We start from the raw sequence: 19,752 nt of genomic DNA, 5'->3' as shown, positions 1-19,752 counted from the left end.
AAATCTATATGAAAAGAATAGGCGATTGATAATATTGTCTATGTTTTCTATATATGCAATTTACAAGATTGGATATCGTTGTGGCGACTTATATTATCAGATTTTCAGTTAAAATTTCTTTACTAGTAGCGCAATTTTCATGAACTATTGATATGAATGGTGCACGCAATAAAGTTATCAAAACCATTTATATATACCGATGGTGATACCAGTCAAGAAACCTAGGATTATTGAGGTTACAAATAAGTTTAATATTTTTCTTTTCATAATGAATGTCGATGTATTTTTGAAATCAGAACCTCAACCTTGATGTCGGTTTTTCCGATTTCAAAATACAAATTTACCACTATATTTTCTAATTTAAAATCACATATATAATCTGAAGAGTTACTATTAACTGTATGTTTTCCTTCCTATTATAACCATGTGTTGAGATTTTAACTCCATCTATTTCTAAAAAAATAAGCTTTAAAAATCTTCGTAACCTAAGATAACGTATTCGATACCGAATCGTAGACCAGGTTTTTAGCAAGGTCAAATTGATGTGCTTCCGATTCATAGAAGTGCATCATATAACCAGCTGTATTGACGAAAACAAATAAATCGCCTACCTGGGGTTTATAGCTGAATAGTAATTTTCGTTTTAATATCAACTCTTGCTCGAGACAGTAAGCACCTACAAGGTAGCCAAATACTTCTTCCGCCTTTTCTAATGCGTGTTCTTCGCGAATGTGTATTGGGTCAAGTAAAAAGTCGGCACTGGAACTTCTTAGTTGTGTTCTATTCATTTCCAAACCAATCAATAGATTGCCTTCTGTATCGTATTTTCTAAAGGCTACTTTAGCTACTGTTATACCACACTGATCGAGTAGAGATCTTCCGGGTTCCATTCTTATTTCGGTGTTCAAGGGTGACAATAACGCTCCTAGACTTTGATCTCGGAATTGGAAATTTAGGATTTCATTTAACAGTAGGTCTTTATTGATAGTATTAAAGTAAGGATAAACATTCATATTGCCAATAACTTCATCTTTGTGAACAAGCATACCCAAACCATCATTCCCGTAGGTAATTGGAGGGATTTTATTTCGTATAGCACGTTTCAGATTCATCTTAAAAGCTTGCCATTCATTTTCATCAGCTAGATAATTCATCAATATGCCGCCACCCATATCCAAAGATTGTGTCTTTATACCTACGTTTTTAAGTCTTTCGATTAATAAATAGCTTTGGAATAATGCATAGGCTCTTTCTTCTATATCATAGCCATTCAGGTGAAAATGCAATCCCTTAAATTTAAATTTTTTCAGAGATTTGTTTTTACCCATACGTAGCGAAATAAGTTGATAAGCCTCCTCCAGTTGGAATCCAAATCTACTGGGAAGGTTCTTGCCATTTTTTTTAAATCCACAAAGTCTAACAATTACATCAATTTCCCTATCCATCTCGTTACCTATTTTTTCCAAAAGGTCTATTTCATCTTCATTATCCAATACTACTTCGATTTTATTTTCTACCAATAGCTCTAATAATTTTCTATTCTTAACTGCAGCAGTACATACAATTGCTGAGCTTGGTATTCCAGCCTCCAAACATTGCTTGACTTCGTTGTAGCTGGCCGTATCTACGCCATTTCCTGTTTTGTGACTTGTTATGGGAAACAATATGCTTTTATTTGCTTTTCTCGCAAAATAGATTTTAGATTTTATGCCATGATGTTCAAATACGGTATTATATAAATTTATATTATTTTCAAAGCTATCCTTACAGAGTATATTGATGGGAGACGCGTGTTTCTCAATAGCCGCAGATAGGGTACCTTTTTTTTTGATAATATTTGTTACCCACTCGTGAATGATAGGGGTAAGCGGATAGTGTTTAGCGCTGAACATAATGACGTGAATTAGGAATTGTAGATTTTAGTAAGGTTATGTTATGGGATACCCAATTTAAGGAGAAATCATGAGCTTCTCTAGATAAGGTGTCATTGTCAAGTACGCACCCCTCTGTTGGAGTTCCATAGGCATACAATGCTATCGATTTTTTTAATTTATTTAATAGAAGCCCTTCCTTGTTTATGGCGATTCCACCGGTCGCATAGGTTTCGTTTTTAAAGGGAATGGCGAGACCTTGGCGGATTAAATTGGTGAAAAGTGGATGGTTGTTCTTAGAGATAGCTGCTCGTGGAATTCGGGCATAGATTAGGGCATCGCAGGTTATGCGTTTTCCATTCACTTTCAGCACCACAGTTTTATTGCTGAGATTCACCTCAGGACATTCCGTAAATTCAAATTTTAATTTCCCTTTCGATATCAGTTTGATTAATTTTTCGACATTAGCAATGGGAGGACCAAAACATATTCTTGAAATCGCAGGATACCAATGTACGTCAAATCGGTGATGACTTTCTGAAGTTAGTTTTCCCTGCTCATAGCATTTTTCTAAAATAGGTCTAAATTTAGAGAGCATTTGTATTGCATTATTCAGGGGATTTTCGTCGAAACTAAGACGACATCGCTCAAGATGAGATTTTAGATAATCGGAGACCCATGCGGTATAATTCTCTTTTTGGAAATCAGAAAGTGATTTATTCGGAAAGAGAAGATTGGTTAAACTGAATCTTTCTTCTACACTGATAAGATTTATATGATGGAGGATAGTTTGAATATCAGTAGATTTAATTACAACAGAATAATAAGCCATTTGGATTTCTTTGTCCATCAGGGGTAAAAAATCTTTATCGAAATCAATATCTGACTTTGAAATTAAGCCTTGCCAATATTCAGAAAAGAAGAAGGTATTGTGATTCTTATTAAGCTCAGCCCTCCTCGGGATCATGGGCAGATTGGTACGCGAAAATGGATAGAATTGTGGGTATTGGTCATCAATAGTACCCTCAGAAATATAAATAACTGTGTCAATAAAGGACAGACCCATTCCCTGAATTGCGATCTTTTGGACGCTTTTAACCCGATCTAGATTTTCAATTGGATAGGCAGAGAAAATATTGTTTTTATATTTATCTGCAATATCATCACTCAGAAAAGAATGGCCAGTGCATAATATAATGGATTCGAATTGGTTGTTAAGCAGCCATAGTCTTTTATTTTTATACGCTATACTCTTTATTTCCTCAGCAATGAGGTGCAATCTGATATTGGAAGGACAATCATCTATTATCTTTCTACAACAGTCCATTAAATAACAGCCAACAAGGGCTCTCGAAGCATAATGATAAGGAGATATTTGTGTACTATCAATATGCAGTCTAAGCCAGTCAGTCAAGCAGAGTCGTTCTTCCGTATTCACTTTCCATGCATTTAAGTTCCCTATGCAATAATTTATAAGCAGATTTTCTGATTGTTTTGGATTATAATTAGGGCCTGCAGCAAATAGGGAATCTTTATTGAACCAATATAGATTCATTTTCTTGTTGATGCATTGTTCGTTTATTTCGGAAATAAAATTATCAATAGCATACATGCCTTTCGGTCCACCACCTATTACAGCAAAATTTAGATTATCGTCAGATTTTTGATCAAGTAAGGTATGTTTGAGTACTTGTATACCTAAATTATTTATGAGGCTCGTCGTTTCATCCAACAAGTGAGAGGTCGTCCATATCATTTTCAAGTCCTAATTTTTGTTGTACCCAATCTTCATTATAAATTGTGTCAAGATATCTTTCCCCATCATCTGCAACAATAATACAGACCGATGCGTTGCTTTCTATTTTTTCGATTAGATTGTATAAAGCCGATACCTGTGCTCCAGTTGACCCACCAGCTAATATGCATTCTTTTTCCAATAGCAGTTTACAACCAGCGACAGAGTCTAATTCTGGAATTAAGATATGTGCGTGTAAATTGTTATAGATATCAAATTCAGTGTGTTTACTTGCTCCCATGCCTGGGAGATATCTCGTTGAAGCATTACCTCCAAATATAATACTTCCAACAGCATCGACAGCTATGACTTTCGTATGAGCATTGGTGTGGTTTACTTCATCCAGTATCCCTTTCAACGTTCCGCAGGTACTGACAGATACAAATAAGTAGTCAGGATAGGTTCCAAGACTGGTCACAATTTCACTGAAAATCTCTTTTTGCGCTTCCGGATTATTAGGATTACTATATTGATTGGAAGTATAGCTATTGGGTATACTTTTTAATAGCATTTTCACAGTTTCAAGTCTGGCTTTCAGATAACTTCCTGAATGATCTTTTTTATCAACTATTTCGACTTTTGCACCATATACTCTAATCAAATTAAGGGTATGATGGTTGATATTGGGGTCAACGACCATAATTAGCTTTAACCCCAACAGTTTACATATTCTAGATAATCCGATTGCCATGTTTCCAGAAGAAGATTCAATAATAGTGGTGTCTTTATCGATCTCTCCTTCATCAATTGCTTTAAGAATTATATTCTTTGAGCTTCTGTCTTTTAGACTTTTACCAGGGTTTTGGGATTCCATTTTTGCATATAGCCTGATTGACAGTTCTTCAGATAGATTTTTGAGATATATAATCGGAGTCTTACCTATCGAATCTAGCACACCATCAATTCTTTTTTTTTCGATCATATACTTTTACTTTAATTACATGCACTTTACAATGTAAACAGTTCTATATGGGTTTTGTTTTCGTGTTCTTAGGTAAATTCTGATTATAGGGGAATTTCATAATTTTAGAGAAATGTTTTTGCTGGTTATCGGGCAAGTATAAAGTAGTCTTAAGCTTTGAGAGAATAGTCGCTATACTCATATATCATGCAAAACTTTAGCAAATTTATTTCTATATTCAATTGGAGTAAGACCTGTAATCTTCTTAAAGACATCTCTAAATGCTTTGTTGTCAGTGTACCCTACACCGTACATTACCTCCGATACATTTTTTCTTGATGCTTCAAAGAACTGTTTTGCAGCTTCTATCCTAACCCGTTGAATGTATTCAATTGGGGTGTTATTTGTTGCTTCTTTAAATCTTCTTTCAAAGGTTCGACGCCCTGTATTGATTAGATTTGCTAGAATATCAGTCGTGATTTTGTTACCATAATTTTCTTCTATATAATCCTGTATTTTTTGAATATCTACATTACCATGGTTTCTTTGTCCCCTGAAGATAGCAAATTGAGTCTGACTATCCCTGTCTATATCTAAGGCGAAATATTTTGATATAATCACAGCTATTTTTCTATCAGCATATTTTTCTACTAAATATAAGATTAAGTTCCAAAGACTGCTTGCACCTCCACTACTATAAATGTTATCGTACGCTGTTATGACAGCACCGTCTTCGACTTCTACTTGAGGATATTTTTCTTTAAATTCGTTTATGTATGCCCAATGAGTAGAACATTTTTTTCCGTTCAACAACCCTGTTTCTGCTAATAGAAAAGCATCTACACATAAACTGGCAAGACTAGCTCCTGTTAGATAGAACTTCTTAAAATAGGGGATAGCTTCAGCATTGGCTTTTAATCCCTCATCCATATTTCCGAAAGTAGGTGGTATAATGAGTAGGTCTGTTTTAGTAATATCACAAAGCAGTCGATTGGTTTTTATGGTGTATTCACCATTATTCGCGGGCACAAATTTATTTAAGCCCACATATTCGACATCAAAGATGGGCTTCTTGCCAAAATATATCAAGAACTCATTCGCTGTATTAAAAGCTCGAAATGCAGGTGTTATAGCTTCTATAGTACCATATTGCGGAACGAAAATAGAAATTTTCATCATTCTTTAGTTTATTCAATAAAGTTACAAATTGATGTTGACGTAATCTACCCCTAAAGTTGACGTTTTTGCAATACACCAATTGTCGATACCTTAGGCATCTTTGTTATATCAATATAAATAAAAAGGAAAAGCATTGACAATACAAATCAGTGTAGGGCATAAAGTGGATGCTGAAGTAGCGCGAGTATGGCAAATCTGGATTTCACCAAGTGATATTAAGCTTTGGAGTAGTGTGGGTCCAAGTTGGCATTGTCCAGTTAGTGAAAACGATGTTAGCGTAAATGGTAAATTAAGAAATAGAATGGAAGCTAAAGATGGTAGTTTTGGCTTCGATTTTGAAGGTATCTGTGACAAGGTTGGGTTTTGTAAAGAATTGTTACACAGTATGTCTGATGGGATAAGGTTAGCCATTTTATTTGTAGAAATCAAAAGTAAAAACAACACTCACTCTCATTTTTGATTCAGAAAAAGCAAATGATGTCAAATCTCAAAAAAAGGATGACAAGCTATTTTGAACAATTTTGTGAAATATGTAGAATCAAAAAATCATTAATCCTTAAATTTTTAATATCATGAAAAAGAATACCGTTTCCCTACATCGTATTATTCAGGCAAGTCCTGAAAAAGTATTCCGTGCTTTTGCAGATCCAATAGCACATGCAACCTGGTTGCCTCCATATGGTTTTATATGCACTGTTCAACAAATGGATTTTAAGATAGGGGGTAAGTTTAAGATGACATTTATTAATTTTAGTACAGGTAAAGGACACTCATTTGGCGGCGAGTTTCTAGAAATTGTACCTAATTCTTTCATTAAATATAGTGACAGATTTGACGATCCTAATCTTCCCGGAGAAATGATAACCGCTATTTCTCTAAATAAAGTTTCCTGTGGTACGGAACTAAGAGTGGAACAAGAAAATATTCCAGATATGATTCCTGTAGAAATGTGTTACCTAGGTTGGCAGGAATCACTGGATAAAATGAAAAAATTAGTAGAACCTGAAATACCCGATGCATAATTGAAATACGATGTTACAGTATTGTGATATGCCTTCAAGTGGGATTTTTGTGACATTTTCTGGCAATTGTAAGCGAGCTCTTACCTTTTATCACGCTTGTTTTGGAGGTAATCTATATTTCCAAATTTTTGACCAATACAGGGACACTTTGAAATCCCTGTATTGGTTCACTAGTTATATATCGTATCCCTATATGTGGTTCGGTCCTCGCTTATAATTGGGAATCATCTCTATATATGTATGAGAAAATGTAGCTGATCCAATGCGGCTTATCAATAGATTGGCTGTAGATAATAATAGCATTCAAGAAAGTAGTCGTGAGAAGTACACTTTAATTGAAGTGATAGATTATTTTAGCATGGGATAGGTGTTGGCTATTTTGCTAGCGTATATTAAAATCCGAGATCTAGCCAACACACAAATTCTCCTTGTACTTTAATATCTTCTTGTTTATTATTGCGTAGGGACGGGAATGATAACTCTATTTTGCCCTTTACTCTTTGCTCTTTTACATTATATTCAGAGAGTGTCACTGTACCATCACCATAAGATGACATATTGATATTATAATTGCTCGAAGAAATACTTGCAAATTGTTTATTCCCTTCTAAATAGATAATATTATCATAGCCCTCTAGAGTTTCCATCCCCTGAATAGGTTTAAATTGATAGGGTTTATTCAAGATAATTTCACTGTTAAGGGGAATTTTAAATCGGATATAGTAATTGTTTCCTTTTACAATGTCATTTTGGATCTGGACGGAGGTAGAAAATATTAGATACTCCTGATTGTTATATCGTTCATGACTGATGTAAGGCGATCTTTGAGCATCCGGAGGAAGAAGGGATGTCATTTGGTCTATATATATAACATCGTTAATAGTAGCTATAAATTTATAATCTGATAGTTCGGATCTCTCAGCCTTTCCGCAAGAATGAAAAATCAATACAGATAGGATAAATACGAATATATTGAAATGTTTTGATGCAGTCATGGACAGTTTTAGTATTGATTAAGTTTTTTATATCTATTAGCTTAGTTAGTTCGAACTCTTTGTATAGAAGCATGTCAAATATCGTGATTCTAACACATGAATCCCATATGTTAACACTGTAATATATCAAGAATAAAGATAGTATTTCTGAAGTAAGATTTCATGAATATATTACGTAAACGCAGCATGTGTCATCAGATAGTAATTAATTAGTACTGGTCGTGATAGTTGTTGCAACATTATTGCAATAATAATTACCTTTATACAAAATTACCTTTATACAAATTAGATTTGATATGAAAGAGACGAAAATTTACGATGTAATTATCATTGGAGGTAGCTACGCAGGACTTTCAGCAGCGATGGCTTTGGGACGGTCTTTAAAAAATGTTTTGGTTATCGATAGTGGAATGCCTTGCAATCGTCAGACTCCACGGTCCCATAATTTTTTGACCCAAGATGGAAACACACCATCAGAGATTGCCAATCTAGCGAAATATCAAGTATCTGAATATAAAACTGTTGAATTTTATAGTGGTTTGGCAATAGCAGGAAAGATTTTGAAAACAGGATTTGAAGTCAGTACCGAATGTGGAGCAGTTTTTACAGCTAGCAAATTGATATTTGCAACTGGAATTAAGGATATTCTGCCTGATATAAAGGGTTTTTCAGCATGCTGGGGTATTTCTGTTATTCACTGCCCATATTGTCATGGATATGAATTTCGCCATCAGAAAACTGGAATTATTGCTAATGGTGACAGGGCTATTCACCTCGCATCATTAATTCATAATTTGACGGATAAATTGTCCATTTTAACAGGACAAAAGGGGCAATTCCAATCAGAGCAGATGCTGAAACTAAATAGAAATCAGATTGATGTGGTCGAAACGGAAATAGTTGAAATCGTACATGAATCAGGATATATTAAAGAGTTGATCTTTGTTGATGGTAAGAAAGAAAAGTTCGACGCAGTATATGCTGCAGTCCCATTTGTGCAACATTCGGAAATCCCCGTTGCTTTGGGATGTGAACTTACCGAGCAGGGGTATATCAAAATTGATAACCTTCAAAAAACTACCATTTATGGCGTCTATGCTTGTGGAGATAGCACGGAGAAGATGCGTTCTGTCGCTGCTGCTGTGAATAGTGGAAATTTTGCAGGAGCAATGGTAAATATGGAACTGACACAAGAGTTATTTTAATAAGGATAATAGACAATATTGATCAATCTGTTATGAGAAGACATGGGGATCAATGTGTCTATTATTTAGAATCTAGATAACTATAAGCAGTTTTCTTGTCACATATATAGTAAACCATTAGACAGCAAACTATTTCATGTTTTTGATTGTTATATTGAATAAAAATTATGATTAGACTATTATTAATTTTGGTTTCTTTCATGTCCATCATTCAAATTGCATGTCAGTCGTCCACGGATAAGCAACATCCGACAATAAAGCATAATTCAAATGACAGTCTGCTAGTGGAGCAATCACGAATATCATTTGTCGAAGGAGGACTGTTAAAAAAAATGAATAAAATTTCTGGAAATACAGATACTATTTTTATTTCCGTACATAGACCTGATTCAGCAGATATCATACTAGAGAGTCCTACCGATACAGCAAATATTCGGATAAGCCAACTATTTTCACCAGATGGAACTGCCGATGGTCCATTTGGTAAAGAACTAAAATATCGATTCCAAGACACGGGACAATATTATATAACTGTTAATGAAAATCTCATGGTTGGCAACCGCTACAATGGAGCCTATCAAGTGAAAATAATAAGTGCATCTAGCCATTAAAATGGTTCTTTTAACAATCGACTATTTTAATTGTCGCTATTATTATCGGTTAACATATTATTGTTATTTCCACATCAGTGCTATATTGAGAAATGTCAGCTTGCGACATTTTTATGAGGCCATCCTATCGAATAGTATCTTTGAATAAGCATTTATTGAAATATATTATGTTCATAAACATGAGTTTTATATCTTTATAATTAAGTAAACCTAATACACCTTAATAGTCGGCTATTTTGTAATTAAAGGCACTTCAATTACAAAATGGAATAAGTTAATCATAGCAATGGAACAATATTTATCTGAAAACTACACAAAAGAGATGCGTACCATAAATCTTTATTGGGCAAATATTGTTGCCCTCTTTCTTATGATATTCATCATTTTAATATATGGTATTCCTTTTTATTTACTGTGGAATAAGCAAGATTATATTGCGATATTCAAAGATGCATTTGGGGGAAGCTACATCTATACATCGGCACTAATATTCTTTGTAATGACTCTAGGAATCATCCTTCATGAATTAATCCATGGTATCACATTCTCATTTTATACTAAATATGGATTTAAATCAATCAAGTTTGGTATTATTGCCAAAATGCTAACACCATATTGTCACTGCAAAGAACCGTTGAAAGTGAAACAATATATGATTGGAGCATTTATGCCAGCTATTATTTTAGGTTTTTTACCTGCTATTATCGCATTGATAACGGGTAATTTATTTTTATTGATATTTGCAATCTTTTTTACAGGATCAGCAGCAGGAGATTTTTTGATTATTCAGTTATTATGGAAAGAAGATAAAGACAGCATGGTATTGGATCATCCTTCTGAAGCAGGCTGCTATATTTACAAGAAGATTTAAAATTACTTTACACTTTTCATGAACTCGTTCGTTAATTAATTTTTAATAAAATTGGCTGGTAACCTGCGGAGGTTGATTATAGCCATCTATAAGAAAGCCAGTATTGACTTTAAGGTTTGAATTATGCGAACGATAGAGTTAAATGTCTGATTATTTGCAATATATTATGAGAGCTATTTGTTTTTAATCAAAGAAAAATTTTATAAGCTATTGAAAGCTGGTTCAAATGTGTAAAATCTTGTCGCCTAATTTAAAAAGGGTTTAATCTTCATTAGACCCTTTATCTTGACGTTTAACCGTACTGTATTTTTTTGTTTCTTATCGTTTCCTCTTTTCGTTATCTATAGTTTATGAAAACATCAGGATTTTTTCCGATTGCGACAATAATATGTGGTATTCCTTCTTGAGAAATAAACATCGTAACGTTCTTGTATATATTAAATACCTCTGGAATAGAGTTGTTTTTTTATTTTAAAGGATTTAAATACTTTAAGGTCACTTCGACCTACTTGGCAGAATATCTTATGAAAAATATTACAGAATAAGCTCATTTATATCCATTTATTCATAAAATAATGTTAAATTGGAGTACTAAAATTTATGAAGTTCTACCTAACCTATAATTTATATTACAATGATCTTAAACTATTCTAAATTATTGATTATCAGTTTTGCATCATTCTTGATTTTTTCCATGAGTTCTTGTGATAAGGAGGATCTAGGAGATGGTACAGAACTATTTAATCCTGATTTTAAGGATATCCAATTGAAGTCCGGTTTTAGCAATAATGCCATTTCAATTAATTCCACACAATGGACCGTTAACTATATCAAGGATGCTGTTTCGGGAGAAGTACTACAGGATAAAGATGGAAAACCACTTGTTTTAGATGCTTTTGGGGATGTAGAATTGCCAGGAGGTTGGTTAAAATTAGAAAAAATAGAAGAAGATAATTTACTCAATGTCTCATTGAAGGAAAATTTTGACACTCAGGCTAGAAAATTCTTGATAGGTATACTTGCTGATGGAACACAAGATGAAATTTCTTTCACCCAAAATAGAGGGATAGGTTATAAACTCGTGAAAAAGGAAATAATAGAAATACCAGGGAGCAGAAAGGAATATACCAGTGATGAGGGGTGTCATACGATAAAGTTGACTAATCATACTGCAGTAGCAAAGAATATGGAGACTGCGGGTATATTTAAGGATGTGAACTATCTTTCTGAATTTAGCAGCGATGAGTATGGCGCTTTTGATTGGGTAAATTCGTCAGACTCTCTAATCTTTATGGGCGAAATTTTGAAAGATGATATCGCTTATTGGTCGAGACAGGTACCTTATAGGTCGGGTCAATATTTAGAGCCTTTTGTAAAAACGGTTAATATGGAACAACTTCTTGTTGCACCATATTCAAGTGTGCATGTCAGGGGCGAGATTACCTATTTAACACGTGAGTGCCACTATACATTTACTATTGAAAACCTGTCATCAGGTTATAGGTTTGATATCTCTGGGACCTGGAAACAGAAAGTACCATTGACATCTATTACTAGAGTCTTTTAAGTACATTATTCATAGATTACATTTCTTCAGTACTTGTTCTCTCCTCCAATTCAGAAAAACGCGATAATACCCTTTCCTACATTTGTCACTAGCAACAATCTTGATGCTAGTGTGTAATTAGTTATGGTGATATTGCAAAGAACAAAAGCTATTTGATGGATAGGCTTGTTCCATTGCTCAATATTTTAGCAAATTGGTAATCTGCATATAATCTTACTCTGCAGTAGATTTTATAGATTTTTTTAAGTTGTTGCCTTTTTCCAATACATCCAAAACTTCGTTTGAGCTCTGGTTCGCTTGAATATATGGATTATGATAGCGCTCGTAAAACAATTTCTTGTCATCTCTATAGCTCGATACAGCACCCAACCTATTCATTAATTTGATGTAATACCAAGCGAGGTCTATTTGGTGCGGTTTGAAACCACTGCGTGCACTTTTGGGAAATAGATGATGATTGTTATGCCATTCCCCGGCTACAATTCCCGGCCAAATCTGGTTAATTGACTTATCTTTAATACTATAGTCCGAACCCTCTCGTTGCTTATCTTTTCCTTTAGCATGGCCTTCATAGTTAAATGTACGTACACCTACCGCCCAAAAACCTGCAGCACCAAATAGACTGCATGCAAGTGCATGTCCACCCATTAGGTAGAAAGCCAGATACCAGAATGACCAATTCAACAGCCAGGAAGCTACAGCATATACAGGGGTTACGTATGATCCCCATTTTTTGTATTGATTATATGAATTGGCTGACACACCTGTATGTAACATAAGGGAATGGACTCTATTATAATCTTGTTCGCTAAGGCTTTTTGATATTGGCTGGTGATTGACATCGGCAAGGAAACAATAGAGAAATCCCGCCTGGGCATTGTAGGGGTCACCTGGTTGATCAGATTTTGCGTGATGCACATGATGCGATATCACATATATCTCTTCCGGAATTACATTGATGGTTAGATTTTGAGTTAAGAATCTCCAAAATGCATTTTTAAACTTGTAGGCACCATGTGTACAGTAGCGATGATGCCAGATGGTACCATGCGTACCCATAATGACCATACTGTATATGAAGGTTGCCAAGAGTGTCCACCAGCTGAGATAATTAGTTAAGAAAATAAAGAAAAAGGGTATGAGAAAAATGACCTTTAACCAGCTGAAAAAGGGTAGCCAATTACGACGGTCTTTAAATATATTAAGTCTATTAAAGAACTCAATGATGATTTCTTTGTTGGTAGGTTTGATAAGTTTGCCTGTAGTGTCTTGCCATCCGTAAGAAGGAGGTTGAAGTACATGGTCTAAAAATGACATGTGTATAATATTTTTTAGGTTAGTGTGTCGTCATTTACAATAAAACCAGTAAATAACCGCGGAAATAAATATTTCTTTATCACTTTAGGTGATTGTTAGCGCCTTTCAGTCTAATGGCCAATTTAATTACCGATAATGCTCGATTAGAATGGTAGTTTTGAGCAATTATATGTTTTGGGTATATCTATTGTACAGGAGCAAATATGAGATGTAAGCTACTATGCTTGTCAGAGAGGGAGGTTATATATCAAAAAAATGTAGTAAACAACCACAGGTGCCATTTACTACATTGAAAATTGGAGAATCTAAGATAATTCTCCAATTCATTTATCTTGCTACGCGTACATTGAATGCGTTAACACCTTTTTGACCGTTTTCTACTTCAAATGTTACGCTTTCATTTTCGCGTATATCATCGATTAGACCAGATGAATGTACAAATACATCTTGACCACCATTTGCAGGTGTTATAAAACCGAAACCTTTGGTAACGTTAAAGAATTTTACTGTTCCTTCTTGCATTATATTATTGTTTTTATTAAAAATTATTTAATTCTAAACTAATGTCATGTATGACTTCCATTAGTTAATCGATCTGCTAGCAAGAAAAGGATGTTTGTATTTTTGAAGATTGAAAAAGAGTCAAGCTCAAGAGTACTGCGGACTTTTTATGTATAACAAAAATTGGCAGCTGAAGAGAGCACGTATGACTAATTTGGATAAACTTAAATAAGTCAGATGAGCGCAGACAGAGCCTGATTCTAAAACAAATGTAAGTATAATATATTGAAAATCAAATTATTTATTTTTTTTAAGACATAATTGAATTGCTATTGTCTTATCAAAACGTCTTGATAATTATTATAAACATATATTCTTTGTACTTCCCGCCTAAACGATTTCTGTATCGTTTTTTTAGCGATTTACATTAAATAAATTTTTTAATATTTATTTGGAACATATTAAGTCTTTTAATACCTTTGAAACACACTAGTATAGTGTAGTACAGTTCTAACCATTTGCTGTAATAGATTTTTAAACCTTACTATTTTACCAATTAAATAAACCAATAAATGTATGATTCTTGAATCTTTCATTTTGCTTCGTAAATATGTACTGCTTTTTTTATTACCCCTAATAAAATGTACTGCCTGGTATAAGCTTCTTTTAGAAAAGTATTCGAAATACCTGTTGATTTATTTGGAAAGGATATCCAGTGCTAGTATCATTTTGTGCCAAAATGAGAGGAATATAGCAACTAAAACCGATGGAGAATGTTAGTTTTTAACTCTTTATTGCTCATACAGGAATTATAGAGAACAGGCGACTAAGGATAGTAAGGGAGATCAACCAAATAAGAATTGTAGGAAATAACTTATAAAAATAGGATCACAATCATAACATGAATTACTCGAATATTTAAACTTAACACATCATTATGAAGTACATTTTTGGCGTATTTTTAATATTTACGATTTGTATTAATGCAGCAGCACAAACTTTTGAAGTCAAAAAGAATGGTATTACACTGAGCTATAACAAAGAGACCGGAACATATAGTATAAGTAAGGATAAAACCATCCTCATTAAGGATGCTATAGCCTATGCAACATTATCAGATGGAACAATTATCAGTTCTGATAAGATAAATCAAGGTAGAAAAATCAGTGAACATAATGTTCAAGACAATTTGGGTAAGGGTAAACTTTATACTGTATCCTCAAAAACTGTCGATGGGTTGGAAATGAAACAACTCTTTTATCTATACGATCAAAAACCGATTATTCTAATCCAATTAGAGTTAAATGGAAAAAATTTAGTAAGTAATGAAATGGTGCCTTTGTTGATGAGGTCTAATGTTGGTTCTTTAGGTGAATCATTGTATCAGTTATCCATTCCATTTGATAATGACACCTTTATTTCCTACGAAAATGTAGTCCTTGCTAGTAACAATAAAGTAAGCTCAGAAATAGGCGTAGTTTATGATAAGGAAAGTAATCAAGGACTATTGATTGGCTCCTTAGATCAATCGGTATGGAAATCAGGTATTGAAATAAAAGGCGACCGCGGAAGTTATAATTATATAGCAACTAAAACAGGCTTCACCGATGTTAATATCACAAGAGATTCTATGGGGCATGGTTTTATCCATGGAGACCAAATTTATTCTCCCAAGTATTTCATTTCATATGGCAAAGATTGGCGTATCAATATGGAGGACTATGCTAAAATACATCGTCAGTTATCTCCACCATATGTGCATAAATGGGCAGGGGCCACCCCTGTTGGTTGGAACAGTTGGGGAGTGATTCAAGAGAAAATTAATTATCAAAATGCAACTGGAACAGCGCGCTATTTTGCGGACGAAATTCCGAATTTTCGTAACGATGATGGCGAAGCTTTTATTGATCTGGACTCCTTTTGGGACAATATGACTCCAGGTGGAATGACAGGTGATTATACGCAACTGAAAAAATTTGTAGACTATTGTGATTCATTGGGTCTGAAACCGGGTGTCTACTGGGCTCCATTTACAGACTGGGGACATGGTAGTGGACCAGATCGTGGAGCCGAAGGAAGTAATTATACTTTTGGTCAGCTTTGGACTAAAACAGGAAAGGGCTACCACAATCTTGACGGAGGTAGAGCACTGGATCCTACACATCCAGGTACATTGGCACGGATGGATGTCATTTTGGGAAAATTGGTCGACTGTGGGTTCAAGATGATTAAAATAGATTTTCTTTCCCATGGTGCTATAGAATCGACAGATTTTTATGATAAGAATATCACTACAGGGATGCAGGCATATGCCTATGGTATGAGACATCTTGTAGACGTCCTGAACGGAAAAATGCTTATTTACGCAGCAATTTCCCCATCCTTAGCAACCAATCAATTTGCGCATATGAGACGTATCGCATGCGATGCCTGGAATACAATAGATCAGACGGAATATACGCTGAATAGTGTCAGTTATGGTTGGTGGCAAACTCATATGTATGATTTTATAGATGCTGATCACTTAGTATTTCATGATCAATCTGAAGAAGTGAATAAAGCCAGATTACTTTCAGGTATAGTAGGTGGAACGCTTATCTTAGGGGATGATTTTTCCAAGAGGCAGCATTGGCAAAACAAAATGAATACGTATTTACAAGATTCTGAAATTCTAGAAATCATCAGGGATGGTAAAAGTTTTAGACCAACGGGATTTGTTGAAGGAAAATCAGCAAATCAATATTACTTCAAAAAAATCGGTCAATTTCTGTACGTAGCTTTATTTAACTTTAAAACAACCAATAGTAACCTTAAAATAGATTTGAAAGAAATTGGCTTAAAAAATAAAAATTATGAAGCAGTTGAATTATTCGAGAAAATAAAATATAATCTTTCCGCTGATCAATCGATTCCATTTCAGGAGGCCGGGGGTAAATTATTTCGGATTAAACTATAATCGATTGTCATGTTAAAAAACAAGGATAATATTTTCAAACCAGTTATCGACAGGATTAAACGGTTAGAAGATTTGAACACATTATCGAAACATGAGTGTATTGTTCAAGGTGTTTTGGACGCAATAGATGCCAATGAACTCGAAGTGCATTCAAGTCTTCCATCTGTAAACAATATGATCCAATATTTAGGATATGCTCGGGAAACTTTTGCTAAAGCTTATCGAGATCTTATAGCACACGGAATCGTAGAATCTAAGAATAGAAAGGGATATTTTGTAGTCAGTAACAATACACTGATGAAACAAAAAGTTGCAGTTCTGCTGTATGCTTATGATACCTTTCAGGACACCTTAGTGTCCGAGTTGAGGACTAATCTCCCAGAAGAGATTACGGTTGACTTATTTTTTCATCACAATAATACAGAGACATTTGAAGATATCTTTAATCGCATTCAAGGTAAGTATACCGTATATATTGTTGCACCTATTGAGAACGAATCTTCTGTCAAGCTTTTGCAGTCTATACCGGCATCAAAGCTTTTAATTATTGATCGGTTTTTGGATCTTGGAGCCGGATATTCATATATAGCACAAGAATTTGAAAATTCTAGCTATCAGATTTTTGAGGAGTTATATCCAAAAATTAAAAAGTACGAGGAAATTATTTTTTATTTTAGAGACCATACAGCTGTATAGGGGGTAGAACGAAACGTTTATAAGCGGCGATTGCGCCAATGTTACTAAAAACCATGTTTAAGCGGTCAATAAGGCTGTTTATACGTGGTTTTTGTTGTTTGTGGTGGTTCTGACGAGACGTTACAATGTTCCATTTGCTACCATTGCGCTACCATTCTGGGCGGCTATTGATGATTGTTTGTGGTGGTCACTACCATTCTGATGTAAATAGGTGCTGATAATGGTTGGTATTGCTGGTTTTTAGGCGCTTCAAGCGTCTTTTTTATGGTTATCGGGGAAAAGATTAAGGTTTGTTTAAATGGAGCTTAATGGCTGCTTAATATTACTACTTGCAATTATTGTTTGCTCAATATGTAGTAATTTTAGGGGCTGAAAATACTTTGGTTATGCAGTTGGTTGCGCAGTTGGTTGCGCATTAGGCTATATTTCAAAGCATACCTCAAGACGTGTTAATGAACGGAAAAGTAATGAAAGTGCTATAAAGTACATAGTTCGACACCCCTTAGTAATTTGAATTTTTAAACCAAAAACACATGCAATCAACTGCTTGTGAGTAACTTACGACATTTTAGTGTAAAATGCAATGGACAAAAAAAACACTCCCCACCATATTTAACAGTGAATCGTATACTTTATGGCTTTAAATGCTCTACATCATACTATTGATACGAACTGATGCTTTAACCAACGCCGCTACACGGATGCGTGATAAATGGATGTCTTTTGGTGAATGGTGTTGGTTATAACTGACTAACTTAATATGCTCAGGTCCAATATCTGATCTCTGTATATATTTAACAGTGGTATAAGTATCACCATCCATATCTATATGTACTAAATACATTTCTCCCCAAAAAAAATCATTCGGCAAATCGTGAACCTGTTTATACATAACGATATCACCTGCCTTAAGCAATGGATACATGCTATCTCCTACTATATACAGAGCTCCATCGCATTTTGGTAAATTAGGGATGCTGATCGTGTCTATCGGTGTTACACTGTTGCTATCTTGAAACAATTGCACTAACCCTGCTGATGCCTCCAGATCATATAACGGAACCTGCTGATGCTTTACAGTATGTTCATTACGCAATTTATAGACTTGTGTTTGTGGTTCATCTTTTAGCATTTCTCCTCTTCCTGTTAATATCCAATCTAAGTTTACATCAGGGTATTTAGTTGAAATTTCAGCTATAACTTCAGCTGAAGGAGCTGATTTTTTAGATAATCCGCGATAATTGGAATACTTTTGATTCAGATTTTCAATAAATTTTTCCTTTGAAACACCCTTTGTATCAGCAACTTGAAGAATTCTATCTTTGATGTATGTTGAAATTTCGTCCATTTTATTGTTTTTGTTGAAATTTTGTCTATATATTTGTCTTAACGAAAAACAAAAGCAATGATAGTTATCAATAACGAAACCAACAGAGCAATGAGCAAAGATAGTAGAAAAAGAAATAGCTACAACCCCGTGGTGATAAATCATATGGTTGTAAAGTATGGCGTCTCGAAGACATACATCCGCCAGAGTATTGATGGTACAAAAAAAGGTATCACTTGTGAAACTATTCGTAAAGATTATTACATACAAGAAAAGGCTGTAAAAGCTGCATTAAAATAAACCATTTAACCAAACAAATTATGGCAACTAAAAAGAATAAAAAAAGCACCGTTAAGGGTGCTCAAGTGAAATATCGAGAAATGGGTAAGTCAGCTCCTATTAGAAACAATCACATCATTGTAGATGATGTTGATATCAAACGATCTTTTGGGCCTGAGACCGCTTGGTTATCTATAGACATTGAGGAAATGCAGAAACTTCGTAATGATCATCGACGTGAGAAATATCGTCAACAAAGAATGGATTTATCTAGTTCAATCGCAGTGAAACAAATTGACCTTATTCCTCCGATTCAAATACACTTAACTCATGTGTCACAATTAACTCAGGTGATTCAAGAGCTATCAAAGATGGGAGGCGATTACAAAGGTGTATTAAGTATTCACCTCGCTGACGACCAACCGAAATCAGTGACACAGAGCGAACGGACCATCCGTACCTGTCATGTTCGTCAGAGGGCGGGTAAAACGTTAGAGTGCTCGGCTTGCGGTCGAAAGATCCCTTCAACGCGGAAAGGAGATCTAGACTTGGTGAAACTAGCTCAAGAAATTTCTCTTCGCTAATGGATTTGTCTTCTGTAGATATATCTACAACAAATGAAAATAATGGAACCATAGGTTTTAAAAGTTTAAAGTAAT

Annotated in this window: 18 protein-coding genes; 10 read left to right on the top strand and 8 right to left on the bottom strand. The window is 34.5% G+C overall.

Features of this window, described 5'->3' with window-relative positions; translation table 11 throughout:
- Positions 1 to 485: 485 nt before the first annotated feature.
- From KO02_RS17045 to KO02_RS17030, 4 genes are all read right to left on the bottom strand, one after another.
- Positions 486 to 1,892 (bottom strand): alanine racemase, encoded by a 1,407-nt coding sequence (locus tag KO02_RS17045; RefSeq protein WP_038700218.1) that lies wholly within the window; start codon positions 1,890 to 1,892, stop codon positions 486 to 488.
- A complete protein-coding gene (locus KO02_RS17040) occupies positions 1,879 to 3,627 on the bottom strand; it encodes an FAD/NAD(P)-binding protein (RefSeq protein WP_038700216.1) in 1,749 nt (582 codons plus the stop codon). The genes KO02_RS17045 and KO02_RS17040 overlap by 14 nt, the downstream gene beginning before the upstream one ends.
- Positions 3,596 to 4,588 carry a 2,3-diaminopropionate biosynthesis protein SbnA gene (gene sbnA / locus KO02_RS17035; RefSeq protein ID WP_038700213.1) on the bottom strand — a complete coding sequence of 331 codons (993 nt, stop codon included), beginning with the start codon at positions 4,586 to 4,588 and terminating at the stop codon, positions 3,596 to 3,598. The genes KO02_RS17040 and sbnA overlap by 32 nt, the downstream gene beginning before the upstream one ends.
- 177 nt (positions 4,589 to 4,765) lie before the next feature.
- Positions 4,766 to 5,743: a GlxA family transcriptional regulator gene (locus tag KO02_RS17030; RefSeq protein ID WP_038702894.1), complete on the bottom strand. Its 978-nt coding sequence runs from the start codon at positions 5,741 to 5,743 to the stop codon at positions 4,766 to 4,768.
- A 136-nt stretch (positions 5,744 to 5,879) separates the two neighbouring features.
- On the opposite strand from KO02_RS17030, the gene KO02_RS17025 reads away from it, so the two are divergent.
- Both KO02_RS17025 and KO02_RS17020 read left to right on the top strand, forming a co-directional pair.
- The gene (locus KO02_RS17025) at positions 5,880 to 6,206 is read left to right on the top strand and encodes an SRPBCC domain-containing protein (RefSeq protein ID WP_081918413.1); all 327 of its coding nucleotides are present in this window, start codon (positions 5,880 to 5,882) and stop codon (positions 6,204 to 6,206) included.
- A 112-nt stretch (positions 6,207 to 6,318) separates the two neighbouring features.
- Positions 6,319 to 6,768 carry an SRPBCC family protein gene (locus tag KO02_RS17020; RefSeq protein ID WP_038700211.1) on the top strand — a complete coding sequence of 150 codons (450 nt, stop codon included), beginning with the start codon at positions 6,319 to 6,321 and terminating at the stop codon, positions 6,766 to 6,768.
- Positions 6,769 to 7,160: 392 nt separating this feature from the next.
- On the opposite strand, the gene KO02_RS17015 is transcribed toward KO02_RS17020, so the two are convergent.
- On the bottom strand, positions 7,161 to 7,763 hold the full coding sequence (locus tag KO02_RS17015) for a hypothetical protein (protein WP_038700210.1): 603 nt from the start codon (positions 7,761 to 7,763) through the stop codon (positions 7,161 to 7,163).
- A 296-nt stretch (positions 7,764 to 8,059) separates the two neighbouring features.
- Here KO02_RS17015 and KO02_RS17010 point away from each other — a divergent pair, with 296 nt between their 5' ends.
- The 4 genes from KO02_RS17010 to KO02_RS16995 all read left to right on the top strand — a co-directional run bounded on the left by KO02_RS17010 (position 8,060) and on the right by KO02_RS16995 (position 12,017).
- Positions 8,060 to 8,968, top strand: coding sequence for an NAD(P)/FAD-dependent oxidoreductase (locus tag KO02_RS17010; protein ID WP_038700208.1), 909 nt, complete (start codon positions 8,060 to 8,062; stop codon positions 8,966 to 8,968).
- A gap of 167 nt (positions 8,969 to 9,135) precedes the next feature.
- Positions 9,136 to 9,579, top strand: coding sequence for a hypothetical protein (locus KO02_RS17005; protein WP_038700205.1), 444 nt, complete (start codon positions 9,136 to 9,138; stop codon positions 9,577 to 9,579).
- A gap of 286 nt (positions 9,580 to 9,865) precedes the next feature.
- Positions 9,866 to 10,450 carry a DUF3267 domain-containing protein gene (locus tag KO02_RS17000; RefSeq protein ID WP_038700203.1) on the top strand — a complete coding sequence of 195 codons (585 nt, stop codon included), beginning with the start codon at positions 9,866 to 9,868 and terminating at the stop codon, positions 10,448 to 10,450.
- A gap of 634 nt (positions 10,451 to 11,084) precedes the next feature.
- Positions 11,085 to 12,017 carry a hypothetical protein gene (locus tag KO02_RS16995; RefSeq protein WP_038700201.1) on the top strand — a complete coding sequence of 311 codons (933 nt, stop codon included), beginning with the start codon at positions 11,085 to 11,087 and terminating at the stop codon, positions 12,015 to 12,017.
- Positions 12,018 to 12,230: 213 nt separating this feature from the next.
- On the opposite strand, the gene KO02_RS16990 is transcribed toward KO02_RS16995, so the two are convergent.
- Both KO02_RS16990 and KO02_RS16985 read right to left on the bottom strand, forming a co-directional pair.
- Positions 12,231 to 13,334: a fatty acid desaturase gene (locus KO02_RS16990; RefSeq protein ID WP_051960008.1), complete on the bottom strand. Its 1,104-nt coding sequence runs from the start codon at positions 13,332 to 13,334 to the stop codon at positions 12,231 to 12,233.
- Between the two features lie 327 nt (positions 13,335 to 13,661).
- Complete coding sequence (locus tag KO02_RS16985) at positions 13,662 to 13,856, bottom strand: cold-shock protein (protein ID WP_038700199.1); 195 nt, start codon at positions 13,854 to 13,856, stop codon at positions 13,662 to 13,664.
- 916 nt (positions 13,857 to 14,772) lie between these two features.
- Between KO02_RS16985 and KO02_RS16980 the strand changes: the two genes are divergently transcribed.
- Together KO02_RS16980 and KO02_RS16975 are read left to right on the top strand one after the other, a co-directional pair.
- Entirely contained in the window at positions 14,773 to 16,791 is a 2,019-nt protein-coding gene (locus KO02_RS16980) for a hypothetical protein (RefSeq protein ID WP_038700197.1), read from the top strand.
- Positions 16,792 to 16,800: 9 nt separating this feature from the next.
- Positions 16,801 to 17,487, top strand: a complete 687-nt coding sequence (locus KO02_RS16975; protein ID WP_051960007.1) for a GntR family transcriptional regulator — start codon at positions 16,801 to 16,803, stop codon at positions 17,485 to 17,487.
- A gap of 649 nt (positions 17,488 to 18,136) precedes the next feature.
- On the opposite strand, the gene KO02_RS16970 is transcribed toward KO02_RS16975, so the two are convergent.
- Positions 18,137 to 18,835, bottom strand: a complete 699-nt coding sequence (locus KO02_RS16970; RefSeq protein ID WP_038700194.1) for a helix-turn-helix transcriptional regulator — start codon at positions 18,833 to 18,835, stop codon at positions 18,137 to 18,139.
- 57 nt (positions 18,836 to 18,892) lie between these two features.
- Here KO02_RS16970 and KO02_RS16965 point away from each other — a divergent pair, with 57 nt between their 5' ends.
- Positions 18,893 to 19,114: a hypothetical protein gene (locus KO02_RS16965; RefSeq protein ID WP_038700192.1), complete on the top strand. Its 222-nt coding sequence runs from the start codon at positions 18,893 to 18,895 to the stop codon at positions 19,112 to 19,114.
- Positions 19,115 to 19,134: 20 nt separating this feature from the next.
- Positions 19,135 to 19,677, top strand: coding sequence for a hypothetical protein (locus tag KO02_RS16960; RefSeq protein ID WP_038700190.1), 543 nt, complete (start codon positions 19,135 to 19,137; stop codon positions 19,675 to 19,677).
- Positions 19,678 to 19,752 lie beyond the last annotated feature (75 nt).

The sequence above is a fragment of the Sphingobacterium sp. ML3W genome, from assembly GCF_000747525.1.
GTDB lineage: Bacteria > Bacteroidota > Bacteroidia > Sphingobacteriales > Sphingobacteriaceae > Sphingobacterium.
Note: the sequence above shows the minus strand (reverse complement) of the source record. Positions and strands in the feature narration are given on the sequence as shown.